The 13,759-nt window shown below is 72.9% G+C and carries 13 protein-coding genes and 1 pseudogene; 8 read left to right on the forward strand and 6 right to left on the reverse strand.

All coding sequences use genetic code 11. The annotated features are described in order from the left end of the window. The first annotated feature begins 61 nt into the window (after positions 1-61). The 3 genes from ACZ4SW_RS15670 to ACZ4SW_RS15680 all read left to right on the forward strand — a co-directional run bounded on the left by ACZ4SW_RS15670 (position 62) and on the right by ACZ4SW_RS15680 (position 1,913). Positions 62-481 (forward strand): TOBE domain-containing protein, encoded by a 420-nt coding sequence (locus ACZ4SW_RS15670; protein WP_468242830.1) that lies wholly within the window; start codon positions 62-64, stop codon positions 479-481. 116 nt (positions 482-597) lie between these two features. After that, a complete protein-coding gene (locus tag ACZ4SW_RS15675; RefSeq protein WP_468242833.1) occupies positions 598-1,263 on the forward strand; it encodes a DedA family protein in 666 nt (221 codons plus the stop codon). Further along, a complete protein-coding gene (locus ACZ4SW_RS15680; RefSeq protein WP_468242835.1) occupies positions 1,260-1,913 on the forward strand; it encodes a phosphatase PAP2 family protein in 654 nt (217 codons plus the stop codon). Before ACZ4SW_RS15675 ends, ACZ4SW_RS15680 begins: the two co-directional genes overlap by 4 nt. A 55-nt stretch (positions 1,914-1,968) precedes the next feature. Here ACZ4SW_RS15680 and ACZ4SW_RS15685 read toward each other — a convergent pair whose 3' ends face one another. Together ACZ4SW_RS15685 and ACZ4SW_RS15690 are read right to left on the reverse strand one after the other, a co-directional pair. After that, a complete protein-coding gene (locus tag ACZ4SW_RS15685; protein ID WP_468242837.1) occupies positions 1,969-2,940 on the reverse strand; it encodes a lysylphosphatidylglycerol synthase transmembrane domain-containing protein in 972 nt (323 codons plus the stop codon). Beyond that, positions 2,937-4,448 carry a hypothetical protein gene (locus ACZ4SW_RS15690; RefSeq protein ID WP_468242840.1) on the reverse strand — a complete coding sequence of 504 codons (1,512 nt, stop codon included), beginning with the start codon at positions 4,446-4,448 and terminating at the stop codon, positions 2,937-2,939. Before ACZ4SW_RS15690 ends, ACZ4SW_RS15685 begins: the two co-directional genes overlap by 4 nt. A gap of 258 nt (positions 4,449-4,706) precedes the next feature. Between ACZ4SW_RS15690 and ACZ4SW_RS15695 the strand changes: the two genes are divergently transcribed. Together ACZ4SW_RS15695 and ACZ4SW_RS15700 are read left to right on the forward strand one after the other, a co-directional pair. Then, on the forward strand, positions 4,707-5,108 hold the full coding sequence (locus ACZ4SW_RS15695; RefSeq protein ID WP_468242843.1) for a BlaI/MecI/CopY family transcriptional regulator: 402 nt from the start codon (positions 4,707-4,709) through the stop codon (positions 5,106-5,108). Beyond that, positions 5,105-6,007, forward strand: coding sequence for a M48 family metalloprotease (locus ACZ4SW_RS15700; RefSeq protein WP_468242845.1), 903 nt, complete (start codon positions 5,105-5,107; stop codon positions 6,005-6,007). The genes ACZ4SW_RS15695 and ACZ4SW_RS15700 overlap by 4 nt, the downstream gene beginning before the upstream one ends. A gap of 225 nt (positions 6,008-6,232) precedes the next feature. Here the strand turns inward: ACZ4SW_RS15700 and tatA are convergent, their stop codons facing one another. Continuing rightward, positions 6,233-6,499, reverse strand: coding sequence for a Sec-independent protein translocase subunit TatA (gene tatA, locus ACZ4SW_RS15705; protein WP_468242848.1), 267 nt, complete (start codon positions 6,497-6,499; stop codon positions 6,233-6,235). Between the two features lie 146 nt (positions 6,500-6,645). Here tatA and ACZ4SW_RS15710 point away from each other — a divergent pair, with 146 nt between their 5' ends. Then, positions 6,646-8,175 (forward strand): LCP family protein, encoded by a 1,530-nt coding sequence (locus tag ACZ4SW_RS15710; protein ID WP_468242850.1) that lies wholly within the window; start codon positions 6,646-6,648, stop codon positions 8,173-8,175. A 53-nt stretch (positions 8,176-8,228) separates the two neighbouring features. On the opposite strand, the gene ACZ4SW_RS15715 is transcribed toward ACZ4SW_RS15710, so the two are convergent. Both ACZ4SW_RS15715 and ACZ4SW_RS15720 read right to left on the reverse strand, forming a co-directional pair. Then, positions 8,229-8,903, reverse strand: coding sequence for a lytic transglycosylase domain-containing protein (locus ACZ4SW_RS15715; protein WP_468242853.1), 675 nt, complete (start codon positions 8,901-8,903; stop codon positions 8,229-8,231). 723 nt (positions 8,904-9,626) lie between these two features. Continuing rightward, positions 9,627-10,184: pseudogene (locus tag ACZ4SW_RS15720) on the reverse strand (TerD family protein); the annotation flags it as partial. Positions 10,185-10,940: 756 nt separating this feature from the next. On the opposite strand from ACZ4SW_RS15720, the gene ACZ4SW_RS15725 reads away from it, so the two are divergent. Together ACZ4SW_RS15725 and ACZ4SW_RS15730 are read left to right on the forward strand one after the other, a co-directional pair. After that, positions 10,941-11,903, forward strand: a complete 963-nt coding sequence (locus tag ACZ4SW_RS15725; protein ID WP_468242856.1) for a hypothetical protein — start codon at positions 10,941-10,943, stop codon at positions 11,901-11,903. A 145-nt stretch (positions 11,904-12,048) separates the two neighbouring features. After that, a complete protein-coding gene (locus tag ACZ4SW_RS15730) occupies positions 12,049-12,807 on the forward strand; it encodes a class F sortase (protein WP_468242859.1) in 759 nt (252 codons plus the stop codon). A gap of 139 nt (positions 12,808-12,946) precedes the next feature. On the opposite strand, the gene ACZ4SW_RS15735 is transcribed toward ACZ4SW_RS15730, so the two are convergent. Further along, a complete protein-coding gene (locus ACZ4SW_RS15735; RefSeq protein ID WP_468242861.1) occupies positions 12,947-13,630 on the reverse strand; it encodes a response regulator in 684 nt (227 codons plus the stop codon). Between the last annotated feature and the right edge of the window lie 129 nt (positions 13,631-13,759).

Genomic DNA, 13,759 nt, shown 5'->3' on the forward strand with positions numbered 1-13,759 from the left:
CCCGCTACCGTGGGGTCGGCCGACAGAACCGACCATTCTCCACATTCCGCGAGGGCCGCCCATGAACCTGAGCATCCGCAACCAGATCCCCGGCACCGTCACGGCCGTCACCCCCGGTGAGGTCATGGCGGTCGTCAAGGTGCGGCTGGACGGGGGGCAGGACATCACGGCGGCGGTGACCGCGGAGGCCGTGGACGAGCTGGACCTCGCTCCGGGCGCCTCCGTGTACGCCCTCGTCAAGTCGACCGAGGTGGCGCTCGCCACCGCGGCGGTGGAGGGCGTTTCCATCCGGAACCAGCTAGCCGGTACCGTCGACGGCGTCACGACGGGCGGCGCCATGGCGTCGGTGAAGGTCACGATCGTGGGCGGGACACTGACGGCCGCGATCACCAAGGACGCCGCGGAGGACCTCGGCCTCCTGCCGGGCTCCTCGGTCGTGGCACTGATCAAGTCCACGGAGATCTCGCTCGCGACGCCCTGAAGGGAACGTTCGTCACCCGGACATCGTCTACAGTTCCGTAGACGGTCTACACGAATGTAGTCAGCCGCCGGGTGGCGCCGTGTCGCGCCCGGCCTCCCGCATCGGAAGGGCTCGCGATGGCCACCTCCTTGTCCCTGGGATCCCAGCTAGCGGTGAACGTGCTGGACGCCCAGTCCCTCCTCGCGGCCTTCGGGGTGCTCGGCGTCGGCGTGGTGATGTTCGCGGAGACCGGCCTGCTGATCGGGTTCTTCCTGCCCGGCGACTCCCTGCTGTTCACGGCGGGCCTGCTGTGCACCGGTTCCGGGCAGCAGGGGGTGAAGCTGTCGCTGCCCGCGCTGCTGGTCGCCGCGGCCGTGGGCGCGCTCGCCGGATCCCAGTGCGGCTATCTGCTCGGCCGCAAGGCGGGCGGCGCGCTGCTGGCCCGCAGCCGCTCGGCCCGCCTGCACGAGGGCGCGCGCCGAGCCGAGGAGCTCCTGGACCGGTACGGGCACGCCAAGGCGATCGTCCTGGCCCGCTTCGTCCCGGTGGTGCGCACGGTGCTGAACCCCATGGCGGGCGCGCTGCAGGTGCCGGTGCGGACCTTCACCGTCTGGCAGGTGGCCGGCGGCCTCGTCTGGAGCCTCGGACTCACCCTCGCCGGGTATGCGCTCGGCTCGTCGGTGCCGAATGTCGACAAGTACCTGCTGCCGATGGTCGCGGTGATCGTCCTCGTGTCGCTGATCCCGGTCGCCCTGGAGGTCCTGCGCTCGCGCCGGGCCGCCAAGGAGGGGGTCCGCGGATGATGTACGCCCTCGACGGCGCCCCGGTCGACGGCTGGGCCTACACGGACGTGGTGGACCTGGCCCGGCGCACCCCCGCCTGGCTGGACTCGCTGATCTCCGCCTGGTCCTCGTACGGGCTCGCGCTGTTCGCGGTGCTGATGGTCCTCGCCTGGTGGCGGGCGCGCCGCATCGGCTCCGCGGCGGCGTCGCTCGCTCTCGTGGTGCCGCTGCTGGTGGTGCTCGCCTACGCGGTGAACTCCGTACTGAAGCTCCTGGTCCGCGAGGACCGGCCCTGCCAGAGCCTGCACGTGGTCACGCTGGAGGCGTGTCCGGCGCCCGGCGACTGGTCGTTCCCGAGCAACCACGCGGTGATAGCCGCGGCCGCCGCGGTCGCCCTCTTCTTCGTCTCGCGCCGGATCGGGTACGTCGCGCTGGTGGCGGCCGGTGCGATGGCGGCCTCCCGGGTCTGGGTCGGCGCCCACTACCCGCACGACGTGGTGGCCGGGTTCGTGGTCGGCGCCCTGGTCGCCTCGGTCACGATGATCCCCCTGAGCCGCCGCTCGGACCTCCTGGCCCACCGTCTGGCAAGCACCCGGGTGCGTCCCCTCCTGGTGGCGTCCCCGGCGCCCGGCCGGGACGCCGCCCCGGAGCGGACGGGCACCGCCACCTGAGCGGTCCTTGCACGGTGCCCGCCCGAGGCGCCGCGCAGGGCCGCACCGCCGAGGTTCACAGCACCCTGCGCCGCACCAGCAGGCCCAGCACCAACAGCCCCGGCAGCAGCGGCAGCCAGACCGTCAGCAGGCGGTAACCGAGGACCACGGAGGCCGCCGCGGCGCCGGGTGCGCCGCTGAGCGAGAGGGCGAGGGCGAGTGTGGCGTCCAGCCCGCCGATGCCGCCGGGGGTCGGCAGCAGGACGGCGGCGCTGCTCGCCACGAAGTAGGCCAGGGCCACCCGTCCGGGCGGCAGCGGCACGGCCAGGGACCGGGTGACCGCGATCACCACCAGTGCGTGCAGCGACGCGAAGGCGAGCGAGCCGCCCCACAGGGCCAGCGCCCGGCCGGGCAGCCGGTGCACGGCCCGTACGTCCGCCAGTACGGCCCCTGCGGCACGGCGCAGAGGTCCGGCCAGCAGCACCGCGAGCCCGGCGGCCACCAGGAGCGCGGCCACCATCAGGACCGTGGAGGCGCGCGGCAGGCGCAGCAGTCCGGGCGCGGCGAGCGCCAGGACGGCGATCAGCGCGGCACGCGTCACGCCCCCGGCGGTGGCCTTGACCGCGAGCACCGCCGCCGAACGGGTCACCGGCAGCCCGCAGCGGGTCAGGAAGCGCAGGTTGACGGCGCCCGCGCCGACGCCCGCCGGGAGCAGGTGGTTGGCGGCGGACGCGGCGAACTGCACCGCCACCAGCCGCCCGGCGGGCAGTGCCTCGGGGACCGCGCCCTGCTGGGCGAGCGCCGAGCACGCCCAGGTCGCCGTCGCGGCCACCGCCCCCAGCAGCAGCCAGCCCGGGTCGGCGCCGGTGAGCCGGTCCGCGCCGGACGCGATCACCGGCCAGTGGTGCAAGGCGAGCAGGGTCGCGGCGGCGAGCACGACCAGGGTGAGAGCCGCGTGCCAGCGGGCGCGTCCACGCAGGGTCCCGATCCCGATGGTCGCCGCCACCGGGGTGTCCGGCGCCGCCTCGGTGGCCGTCGGAGGACTCATCCGCGTCCGCCCCCGGCCGTCGGCGAGAGGAGGATGCGGACGCCGTCGACGGTGTGGGCCTGCCAGCCGCGGGTGTAGGACGGCGGGTGGCCCGTGGGGGTGTCCAGGTAGGCGACGGGCATGCGCCGGGCGGTGTCCGCGATGCCCGCGGCGGTGCTGTTGGCGTTGGAGCCGCTGGTGGCGGCGGAGGCGCAGCCGGCGTAGAAGGCGATGGGGACGGCCTCGTTCCCGGTGAGCAGGCAGGGCGGACGCACTCCGAGCCGGTGCAGTGCGGCGGCGGTGCGGGACCAGCCGTTGTGGTCGGCGGTGGTGCGGGCCACGGTCCGGTGCAGCACCGCGAACTGGACCGCCAGATGTCCGGCGAGCCCGATCGCCATCAGCGTCGCGGTGATCGGGCGCCACCGGCCGTCCGGCCCGGTGACCAGGTGGAGCAGCGCGTCGGCGACGGGGAGGGCGAGCAGGGCGTAGGACGGGAGCAGGAAGCGGGGGGCGGCGTACCCGATGAGGAAGAGGTAGGGGAAGGCCGCCGTCGCCGCGCAGGCCAGCGGCACCAGGGTGCGGGAAGGGGGTGCCGGGCGGCGGGACCGGAGTGCGACGGCCGCCGCGAGCACGGCGAGCAGGGGCAGCACGAACCACCAGAGGGTCACCGCGGGGTTGGGCAGCGGACCGCTGCACGGGCGGCACAGGGCGCGCCCGCCGAGGCTGCGCAACTGGTCGCCTATGGCGATGCTCCAGCCCAGGCCGCCCTGGATCCGGGAGCCCTCGGCGAGGCGGTGCAGAAGGCCGCCGTAGCCGACGTAGGCCTCGATGATCCACTCGGCCGCGCCGGCGACGAGCCCGCCCACCAGGGCCAGCAGGAGCGGCAGTCGGCGCCACCGGGGGAAGAGGAGCACCAGGACCAGCAGTGGTGCGGTGATCCAGACGCCGTCCGTGGGCCGCATCCACGTCATCAGCGCCGCGCCGGCGGCGAGCCCCCACAGGGCCGGCCGGTCGGTGCTGTCGGCGTGGGCGCGCAGGAACCAGCCGGTGCCGGCCAGGGCGCCGATCGCCACCCAGTAGTTGGGCATGACCTGCGGGCCGTAGAAGAGGGTCACCCACAGGCTCGCGAACAGGGCGCCGCCGAGGGCGAGCACACGGGCCGGGAACAGACCACGCCAGACGCGCAGCGCGACGAACAGGGCGGCTCCCGAGAGCACCGCCAGATAGACCCTGAGCAGTGCGGTGGAGGAGGACCACCAGGTCACGGGGGCGACCAGGAGGGATATGCCGCGGGCGCGGGGGGCGCTGAAGTACGCGGCGGGGGCGTGCGCGCTGATCTGGCTGACGTAGACCGTCTCGTCCCAGCCGAGTCCCATGCCCGGCCGCACGAGGACGAGCTGGGCCAGGGTGAAGGCGCCCGCCACCGCGGCGATCAGGCCCTGGCCGCGGTCCCGCCACGACATGCCGGCGACCGACGGCGCTGCGAGCCGGCGGACGCCTGCGAGCGTGGTGCGCGAGCTGTTGGCCATGACCCACCTCTCACCCCCACGGGCCGTAGGGGCATCACACCCTACAAATCGTAGGGTCCGCGACGGAAGCCAGGAAAGAAGCAGGTAAAACACGGACAAGCTAACGCGGACGGCCGACGGGTGCAGCGCGAGACCCGGGGTCATCCGGCCTGTGCGCGGGCGCATCTACTCCGATGGGGTGAACGGGCCGCGGCGGCGGGCGGGCGCCATGGCATCGCCCATCCGTGATGCACCCCTACGCACTGTAAGGTTACGGGCATGGCCGGCAGAGGTCCTGGAGGCAGGGCGGAACGACGCAGCAGTGGCGAGCTGGAGAGCGAGGTGCTCGCGGCACTGTGGGCCACCGAGCACCCGCTCACCCCGGCCGAGATCCAGGCCGAGATCGGCGGCGGCCTCGCCTACAACACCGTCCACACCATCCTCAAACGGCTGTACGACAAAGGGCTTGTGCTGCGGGACGTGGACGGGCGGCGCGGCGCGTACCGGCCCGCGAAGAACGCGGCCGAACTGACGGCCGAGGCCATGCACGAGGCACTGGACCGCGGCCCGGACCCGATCGCCACGCTCCAGCAGTTCGTCTCCGGCCTCAGCCCCGAGGAGGAGCGGGCGCTGCGCGACCTGCTCGGCGGGCGCGCCCTCCCCGACGGCGGTGGCGCATGAAGATCGACGTCTACACCCCGCTCCTGCTCTCCCTGCTGCTGGCCGCCCTCAGCCCGCTGGTCGGCCGGCGGGTGGCGCCCGCACTCGCGGCCCGGGTGCTGACGGTCTCCGCCGTGTTCACCGCGGCCGCCACCGTCTGGTCACTGGTACTGCTCGCGGTCACCCTGCTGGGCCAGGCACCGCCGGTCCTCGCGGACGCCCGCGAGGACGGCCGCCGACTGCCCGACCCGGTCCCGGAGGTCATCGCCGTCGCCGCGACCCTGGCTCTCGCATGGGTGGCTCTCCGCGTCCACCGGACTGTCCGCGCCGAACGCGTGACGCGCCGCGCACTGCGGTCCCTGTGCGCCGGCCAGCCCCCGGACACGGAACTGGTCGTCGCCGCCTCACCGGTGCCGCAGGCCTTCGCCATCCCCGGCAGCGGCGGCACACCGGGCCGGATCCTGGTCACCTCGGCGATGCTGAGCGCCCTGGAACCGGCCGAGCGCCGGGTGCTGCTGGCGCACGAGCGGGCCCATCTGACCCACCGGCACGCCTCCCTGGCGACGGCCGTGGCGCTCGCCGCGGCGGCCGACCCGCTGCTGGCGCCGGTCCGGAGCACGGTGACGTTCCTGGTGGAGCGGTGGGCGGACGAGCGGGCGGCCGACGCGGTCGGGGACCGCGGCACCGCGGCCCGCGCCCTGGCCCGCGCCGCGCTCAGCACCGGGCGCCGCACTCCGGCGTGCGCGCTGAACTTCACCGACCGCGCGGTCACCCGCCGCATCGCCGCCCTGCAGGCGGGCCCTCCCCCGCACCTGTGGCCACTGGCCGCGACCACGCTGGCGCTGGGCGCCCTGCCGGCGCTGGGGGCGATGGACGCGACGGGGGATCTGCTGCGACTGCTGGGGCACGCCCTGGTGTGACGGCGCGGGCCGGCGACGTTCCATCAGGCGAAGTCCCTGATCGGGCGAAGTTCCCGATCAGGCGAAGTCCCCGATCAAGCGAAGTTCCCGATCAGGCGAAGTCCCCGATCAAGCGAAGTTCCCGGTCAGACGAAGTTCCCGATCAGGCGAAGTTCCCGGTCAGACGAAGTTTCTGATCAGTCGTCAATTCCCGGGCAGCCTTCGGCCTTTCCCGCGGGCCTTTTCTCAGTGGGCGGTGTCGCTCTCCCGCACCGGGCGGGCCGAGGCCGCTTCTCCGGGGGCCGCCTTGATCACGCGCTGCGCCGACGGCTCGGCCGGGGCGGACCGCGCGGTCCCGCCCTCCGCCTTCATGGCCTTCGCCTCGCTCTTGAGGATGCGCATCGACCGGCCCAGCGCGCGGGCGGCGTCCGGGAGCCTCTTGGAGCCGAACAGCAGGATGATGACGATCGCCACGATCAGCAGGTGCCAGGGCTCCAGGCCGTTGCGGAGCATCCCCGCCCACCCCATCTCTTCCTCGGACCTGGTGCCCGCCGGGCGCGTGGCACCGTCTGAGATTGTTGCTACATTGCGCAACTGTACAACTATCAGGTGGGGCCGGTCGTCCCCTCCGTATGAGTCTCACGGATGAGGGCGCAGCCATGCCGACGAGCCACCAGGCCACCCCTTCCCGCCACCGTCGCGGGACCGAGCCCCCGGGCAGCGGTGGCCGCGCCGGGCGCCGCAAGCGCGGCCCGCTGCGCATATCCCTGGCCGCGGCGCTCGCCGTCCTGGTGCTCGGCACGGCCGGCCTGGGGTGGATCTACCTCAAGCTGAACGGCGACATCGACACCTTCGACGCCGGCGGGCTGTCGCAGAACCGGCCGGAGGCCGGGGCGTCGAAGGGCGAGAACGTCCTCGTCATCGGCACGGACGCGCGCACCGACGGCAACTCCGCGCTCGGCGGGGGCGAGAGCGACGACATAGGCCGCTCCGACACCACCTTCCTGCTGCACGTCTACGCCGACCACCGGCACGCCGTCGCCGTCTCGATCCCGCGCGACACGCTGGTGACCATCCCGCCGTGCAGACTCCCGGACGGCACCTGGACCAAGCCGCAGCCGAACACGATGTTCAACGCGGCCTACTCGGTCGGGGAGACCGCCAAGGGCAATCCCGCCTGCACCCAGAACACGGTCGAGAGCCTCACCGGGCTGCGCGTCGACCACACCGTCGTCGTCGACTTCAAGGGTTTCGCGGCCCTGACGGACGCCGTCGGCGGGGTCCAGGTGTGCGTGCCGCAGGACGTGTACGAGAACGATCTGAACCCCCACCGCAGCACCCGGGGCGCACTGTTGTTCAGCAAGGGCGTGCAGAACGTGTCGGGGCAGAAGGCCCTGGACTATGTGCGCATCCGGCACGGCATCGGGGACGGGTCGGACATAGGCCGCATCAAGCGTCAGCAGGCGTTCGTGGCCGCCCTGATCAAGAAGGTGAAGAGCGACGGGCTCACCCCGACCAACCTGCTGCCGCTCGCCGACGCCGCCACCAAGTCCCTGACCGTCGACCCCGGACTCGGCTCGGCGAACAGGCTGATCTCCTTCGCGATGTCGCTGAAGGACGTCGACCTGCACAACACCAAGTTCATCACCGTCCCCTGGCGGTACTCGGGTTCCCGCGTGGCGATCGTCGAGCCGGACGCGTCCGAGCTGTGGGCCGGGCTCAGGGCGGACCGCACGATCGACGGCCGGGGTGCCGGCGGCTCCAAGGGCGACGCCTCCCCCTCGGCCTCCGCATCGCCGAGCGCGAGCACCGGCGTTTCCGGTGCCGGCATCGACGTCGCGGTCTACAACGGCACCACCACCGGCGGCCTCGCCTCCCGCGCCGCCGCGACCCTCACCCGGCACGGCTTCACGGTCACCGCCACCGCCAACGCGAGCAGCCAGGACCACGCGACCACGGTCGTCGAGTACGGCGCGGGCCTGGAGTCCGAGGCCGAGACGGTCGCCCGGCTCTTCCCCGGCGCGCGGCTGAAGCCCGTCACCGGCGCGGGCGTCGAGGTCGTTCTGGGCCGGACCTACGCCACCCCCGCCCCCTCGCCCACGCCCACCTCCACCGCCCTGCCCTCCTCGGTGACGGCCGGCGCCCGCTCCGCCGACGACAACCCCTGTTCCAACCTCTCGTACGGGTGAGAACGCCTACCGGCAGAACCCCGCTGACAGCACCCCCTGCCGACACAGCACCCCTACGCCCCGACCGCCTTGCCCGCCTTCGCCCAGTTGGCGTGCAGGCGGTCGAGGTAGGAGCGGGCCTGGGGGCCCGGAGACACACCACGGGCGAAGGCGAGCATGTTGCCGGCACCGGCGTTGTAACCGAGGGCGAGCAGGTCGTCCTTGGTGTAGGAGGCGGACCAGCCGGCGGGCAGTTGCGCGGCCAGGTCGTGCAGGTACCAGGCAGCGGACTCGATGGCGAGGTCCCGGTCGTCGGGCAGTTCCTCCCAGTGGCGGCCGGCGAAGTCCCGGCCCTGTTTGACCGCGTCGAAGGTGGCACGGTGCATGTCGGCGATGCCGAAGGAGGCGTCCGGCTTGTACTTCTGCCAGGCCCGTTCCAGCGCCGGATCGTGGGGTTTGTAGGCCTCGTTGTAGAGGATCGCCATCAGCAGCCGGGCGTCGACCCCCGCCTGGCGGGCCCGGGCACGGACCTGGGGAGCGTAGTCGGCCGGGTCGTACGCCGACGCGTTCTTCGACGCGGACGGACTCGGGGAGGGGGATCCGGAGGACGGGGTGGGGGCGGGGGTGGACGCCGCAGCCGGGGGCGGGGAGCTGGACTGGGGGGTGCCGGCGGCACGGACGATGACGTACAGGGCGAGGGCCAGCACCAGCACGGGAAGCCACTTCCGCCGCAGCCGGGACTCGGCCATCTCGCCCTCTCCTCCTGCTCCTTCGCACCCGGAGAACCGTCGGGCAGCCGACGCGTCGCGTGCCCGCGCCGAACGTACCCCCCGCCCCTTCTACACCCGGCGCCTCAAGGCCGGCGTGAGCGACGGCCGGTGGCGCGCGCCCGCGCGGGCCTAAGGCCGCCTCCCGCCCCTCCCACCGCGCTGTCAGTCCTCGTAGTAGTTGTTGACGACGACCTCCGGTTCGTCGTCGTCGAACGCCTCGTTGAGCAGCGCGCCGCCGATCAGTCCGGCCGCGCCCGCGCCGATGAGCGCACCCGTACCGAAGCGGCGGCCTCCCCCGTGCTGCTGGGGGTCCGCGTACTGGCCGGGGTAGCCCTGCTGCGGATATCCCTGCTGCACGGGCTGGGGGTAGCCCTGCTGCACCGGCTGCGGGTAGCCCTGCTGAGGCGGGGTGTAGAACGGCGGCACGGTCGTCTGCACACGCTGCGCGCAGCCGCCGCACGTCTGGATCTGCCGGGGCACGCCCCACTGCGGCGACCAGGTCACCGTCGTCGTGCCAGGGCCGTGGGTCGGATCGAAGAAGCATGTCATGGGGGAACTCCCTGGGGGTTGCAGTGGCGCGGTGACCGACTGTGGCTGTGACTGCGGCTGCGCGGCGGTGGTGGCGGACGGCAAGGACGTACTGGTGTTCACACCAGTCCCTGGGACGGTGACGGGCGGCGTCGGGCTCGCACTCTCCTTCAGCACGTTCACGCCGTAGTCGGTGGCGATGCCCGCCAGCCCCGAGGCATAGCCCTGGCCGACGGCGCGGAACTTCCACTCCGCGCCGTGCCGGTACAACTCGCCGAACACCAGGGCGGTTTCCGCGGACAGACCGGCGGTCGCGAGGTCGTAGCGGGCCAGTTCCGCGCCGCCGTCCTCGTCGACGACCCTGATGTGAGCGCCGCCGAGGTGCGCGAAGGCGTGACCGCGGGACGAGGCGTCGTAGAGCGACACCAGGAAGACGATCCTGGCGACCTCGCCGGGGACTCCGGTGAGGTCGACATGGATCCGCTGATCGTCCTCACCTGCGCGGCCGCCGCTGCCGGAGTGGCGGACCGAACCGTCGGGGCTGCTCAGGTTGTTGAAAAAGACGAAGTGCTCGTCGGAGAGCACCCTGCCGTCCCGGTCGCACAGCAGTGCGCCGGCGTCCGGCTCGTAGCCCGCGTTCGCCTGCCAGCCCAGTCCCACCGTCACGGCGGTCAGGCCCGGGGCCTGCCTGCTGAGCGATACGTTGCCGCCCTTCGTCAGGGCCACACTCATGAACGTCCTCCACGGCCATGTCGTCGTCCGCGTTCACCATGATCGACGCATCCGGACGCCCATCAGTTCCCGGTTTGCGCAACAGACAAAGTAAGTGAGGGCGATCGTCACCCGAGCGGCGCCATGCCGGCCCGCCGGAGGGCCCAGGACGAGGCGGAGCGCGTGAACCGCACCCCTGTGGCCACGCCCCCGAGAACCTCTCCGCGATCGTCGTCTCCGACCGTGCCCGGCCACCGGCGCCCGTCTCGGCCCGGAGTGCGCCTTGTCCAGTATGGCCGGGCCCGTTCGCGGATAGGCCCCGGCGGCGCCACCCGGGGCCCGACCCGACCCGTTCGCCGCCGCCACGCCGCAGACGCGGGCCGCCGGACTCCTGACGGCACGTCGTGCGGCACAGGGCCGACCCAAGTGACGCCCGGATCAGTAGCGTTCGCGCGCGAGAATCGGCGAAGGTCGGCCTCCCGTCCGCCCGGGTCGGCATCTGATGCCGCGTCACCGGCGCGAAGGGTGCGGCACATCTGTGTCGGGGCGCGCGACCTCCCGCGTCCATTCGTGGTCTGACTAGTACTAATGGGTGTGCTGCCGACCGGGTTACTTTTCGGCCTGCAGGCACCCGGAGGGAGTACGAGCTAGCTCCGTTGCCGTGTTCTGCGGTGGTGAGAGGTGGTCCTCGGGTTGAAGGTGATCACGTCACTACTGCGATTTCCCTGTGCCGGCGTGGTGCCGGCCTTCGTGGTGGCGATGAAAGGACTACCTCTCATGCGAGCGACCCGGACCATGTTCGCTTCCGCGGCGATTGCCGCCGCCGTCGTGTTCTCCGCACCCACCGCCTACACGCTGTCGGCGCCCGAGCTTCGGGCCGCGGACGGCGGCTCTTACGGCGGCGAGGAGCACGGCAGCCACAAGGGCAAGGACCACGGCCACAAGAGCGAGGGATCCAAGGACGAGGAGTACGGCAGCAAGAGCGAGGGATCCAAGGACGAGGAGTACGGCAGCAAGAGCGAGGGGTCGAAGGACGAGGAGTACGGCAGCAAGAGCGAGGGGTCCAGGGACGAGGAGTCCAAGAGCGACGAGTCCAAGAGCGACGAGTCCAAGAGCGAGGAGTACGGCAGCAAGGACGAGGAGTCCAAGGGCGAAGAGTCCAAGGGCGAGGAGTACAGCAGCAAGGGCGGGGAGTCCAAGGGCGAGGAGGGCCGCAGCGACAAGGGTGGGGAGTCCAAGAGCAAGGGGAACGGTCGTTCGAGTGACAAGCCGCGCGGTGGGGTGAAGGCCGGTGGCGGCGCCCTGGCCATGGCCAAGCAGGAGGGCGGCTGGTCGGGCGAGGACGACCAGTCGTCGAAGGACGACGAGGAGAGCAGCGACCGTGCCGGCGGTGGCTCGGAGTCCAAGGGCGAGGAGGAAGGCGACCGCGCCGGTGCTCGCTCGGAGTCCAAGGGCGAGGAGGAAGGCGAGCGCGCCGGTGCTCGCTCGGAGTCCAAGGGCGAGGAGGAAGGCGAGCGCGCCGGTGCTCGCTCGGAGTCCAAGGGCGAGGAGGGCGCGGGCGCGAGCGGCAGCGAGGAGCGCGCGTCGAAGAAGCCCCGCGGTGGCGTCAAGGCCGGTGGCGGCGGGCTGGCGGAGTCCGGCAGCGGCCTGGCCGCGGGCTCGGTACTGCTCCTCGGCGGCCTCGGTGCGGGGGCGTACATGCTGCGGCGCCGGGGCGCGTCGAGTGCTGCCGGTGCCTGATCGGCCGGCCCTCGCCGATGCTGCGCGGTCGCGGCCGCCGTCGCCCTGTGAAGGGTGACGGCGTCCGCGGCTGCGACGCCGGGGCCGGCCGCTGTCGGCCCCCGATGTCCGATCCTCGCTCCCGTTGATGAAGAGGCATTGTCCGATGGCCCCCTCGCAGCCCGCCCCGCCGGATCGGCCGCGGAGCGGACCCGCGCCCCGTCGTACCGCCGGCCGTGCTCTGATGTGGCCGGCCGTGGCGGTGGGACTGGGCGCTCTGCTCATCCACACCTCGCTGACCGGCACCCCGGCGGACCCCAAGCCGCCGGCTCCGCCCGTGGCCGCCGTCCCGCCCGCGAATCTGGACCCGCCGGTGGACGCCGAGCCGCCCGCGGCCGTCGACTCGGCGACTCCGGGCGTGGAGGCCACACCGAGTCCTCAGACGGGGGGACTGCCGCGGTCGGCGCCGAAGCGGCTCCGGATTCCGCAGATCGGGGTGGACGCGCCGTTCATCGCGCTCTCCCTGGGAGCCTCCGGACACCTGAACCCGCCGCCCGGGAGCAACACCAACCTGGTGGGCTGGTACCGGGGTGGCGCCTCGCCGGGCGAGCGGGGCACGTCGATCGTGGTCGGCCACGTCGACACCAAGACCGGCCCGGCGGTGTTCGTGCTGCTGCGCACCCTCAAGCCGGGCAACAGGGTGGAGATCACCCGTGCGGACGGCACCGTCGCCCGGTTCAAGGTCGACTCGGTCGAAACGTTCAGCAAGGCCGGGTTCCCCGACGACCGCGTCTACGCCGATGCCGCCACCCCCCAACTCCGGCTGATCACCTGCGGCGGTGTCTACAACCGCAGCGTCCACGACTACGAGTCCAACGTGGTGGTGTTCGCGCATCTCGTCTCGGCCAAGCGCTCCGCGGCATGACCTCGCGACCGCACGGACCGACGTCCTGCGGACAGCGTGGAATCACGGTCAGCGGCGTCGGCTCCCACCCCGCCACGCTCGCGTGGCGGGGTTCCGCCCCCGACGACCGTCCGGGCCCGGACCACACCGCAGGCGACGGTCACCCTTCGAACCGGTACCCCATGCCGGGCTCGGTGATCAGATGGCGGGGGTGGGAGGGGTCCCTTTCCAGTTTGCGCCGCAACTGGGCCATGTGGACCCGCAGGTAGTCGGTCCTGGTGGTCCGGGAGACGCCCCACACCTCCTGCAGCAGGTGCTTCTGCGTGATGAGCCGGCCGGGGCAGGTGACGAGGATCTCCAGCAGGTGCCACTCGGTCGGGGTCAGACGCACGTCCCGTCCGTCCCGGACGACTTTCCTCGCGAGCAGATCGACGGTGAAGTCGTCGGTCTCGACCAGCGTCGTCCCGGGCGCGAGCGGCGCCTGCGCGGTGCGGCGCACGGCGGCCCGGAGCCGGGCCAGCAGTTCCTCCATGCCGAACGGCTTGGTGACGTAGTCGTCGGCCCCCGCGTCCAGCGCGGCGACCTTCTCGTCCGACGCCTGACGGGTCGGCAGCACCAGGATCGGCACTGGGGTCCAGCCGCGCAGGGCCTTGACCACATCGGTGCCGTCCATGTCGGGCAGCCCCAGGTCGAGCATCACCACGTCCGGCCGGCGTGCGGCCGCCAGGCGCAGCGCGGTGGCACCGTCGGGCGCCGCGTCGACGCCGTAGTGGCGAGCCCGCAAGTTGATCACGAGGGCGCGTACGAGCTGCGGGTCGTCCTCCACCACGAGCACCCGGGTCATGGGTGTGTGCCCTTCCTGTCGTACGTCAGGCCATGAGCGCCGGGCACGCGGCGACCGTCGTCATCACCACGGGAGTCGACGGAACCGGGCCCCTCCCGGCCCGCCGACTCCCGCACGGATCGGCGGGTA

This window comes from Streptomyces sp. NPDC028331 (assembly GCF_055565775.1).

Coding starts and splice junctions, on each gene's coding strand:
- ACZ4SW_RS15670 (WP_468242830.1), top strand. CDS start 62: ATGAACCTGAGCATCCGCAACCAGATCCCCGGCACCGTCACGGCCGTC.
- ACZ4SW_RS15675 (WP_468242833.1), top strand. CDS start 598: ATGGCCACCTCCTTGTCCCTGGGATCCCAGCTAGCGGTGAACGTGCTG.
- ACZ4SW_RS15680 (WP_468242835.1), top strand. CDS start 1,260: ATGATGTACGCCCTCGACGGCGCCCCGGTCGACGGCTGGGCCTACACG.
- ACZ4SW_RS15685 (WP_468242837.1), bottom strand. CDS start 2,940: ATGAGTCCTCCGACGGCCACCGAGGCGGCGCCGGACACCCCGGTGGCG.
- ACZ4SW_RS15690 (WP_468242840.1), bottom strand. CDS start 4,448: ATGGCCAACAGCTCGCGCACCACGCTCGCAGGCGTCCGCCGGCTCGCA.
- ACZ4SW_RS15695 (WP_468242843.1), top strand. CDS start 4,707: ATGGCCGGCAGAGGTCCTGGAGGCAGGGCGGAACGACGCAGCAGTGGC.
- ACZ4SW_RS15700 (WP_468242845.1), top strand. CDS start 5,105: ATGAAGATCGACGTCTACACCCCGCTCCTGCTCTCCCTGCTGCTGGCC.
- tatA (WP_468242848.1), bottom strand. CDS start 6,499: ATGCTCCGCAACGGCCTGGAGCCCTGGCACCTGCTGATCGTGGCGATC.
- ACZ4SW_RS15710 (WP_468242850.1), top strand. CDS start 6,646: ATGCCGACGAGCCACCAGGCCACCCCTTCCCGCCACCGTCGCGGGACC.
- ACZ4SW_RS15715 (WP_468242853.1), bottom strand. CDS start 8,903: ATGGCCGAGTCCCGGCTGCGGCGGAAGTGGCTTCCCGTGCTGGTGCTG.
- ACZ4SW_RS15725 (WP_468242856.1), top strand. CDS start 10,941: ATGCGAGCGACCCGGACCATGTTCGCTTCCGCGGCGATTGCCGCCGCC.
- ACZ4SW_RS15730 (WP_468242859.1), top strand. CDS start 12,049: ATGGCCCCCTCGCAGCCCGCCCCGCCGGATCGGCCGCGGAGCGGACCC.
- ACZ4SW_RS15735 (WP_468242861.1), bottom strand. CDS start 13,630: ATGACCCGGGTGCTCGTGGTGGAGGACGACCCGCAGCTCGTACGCGCC.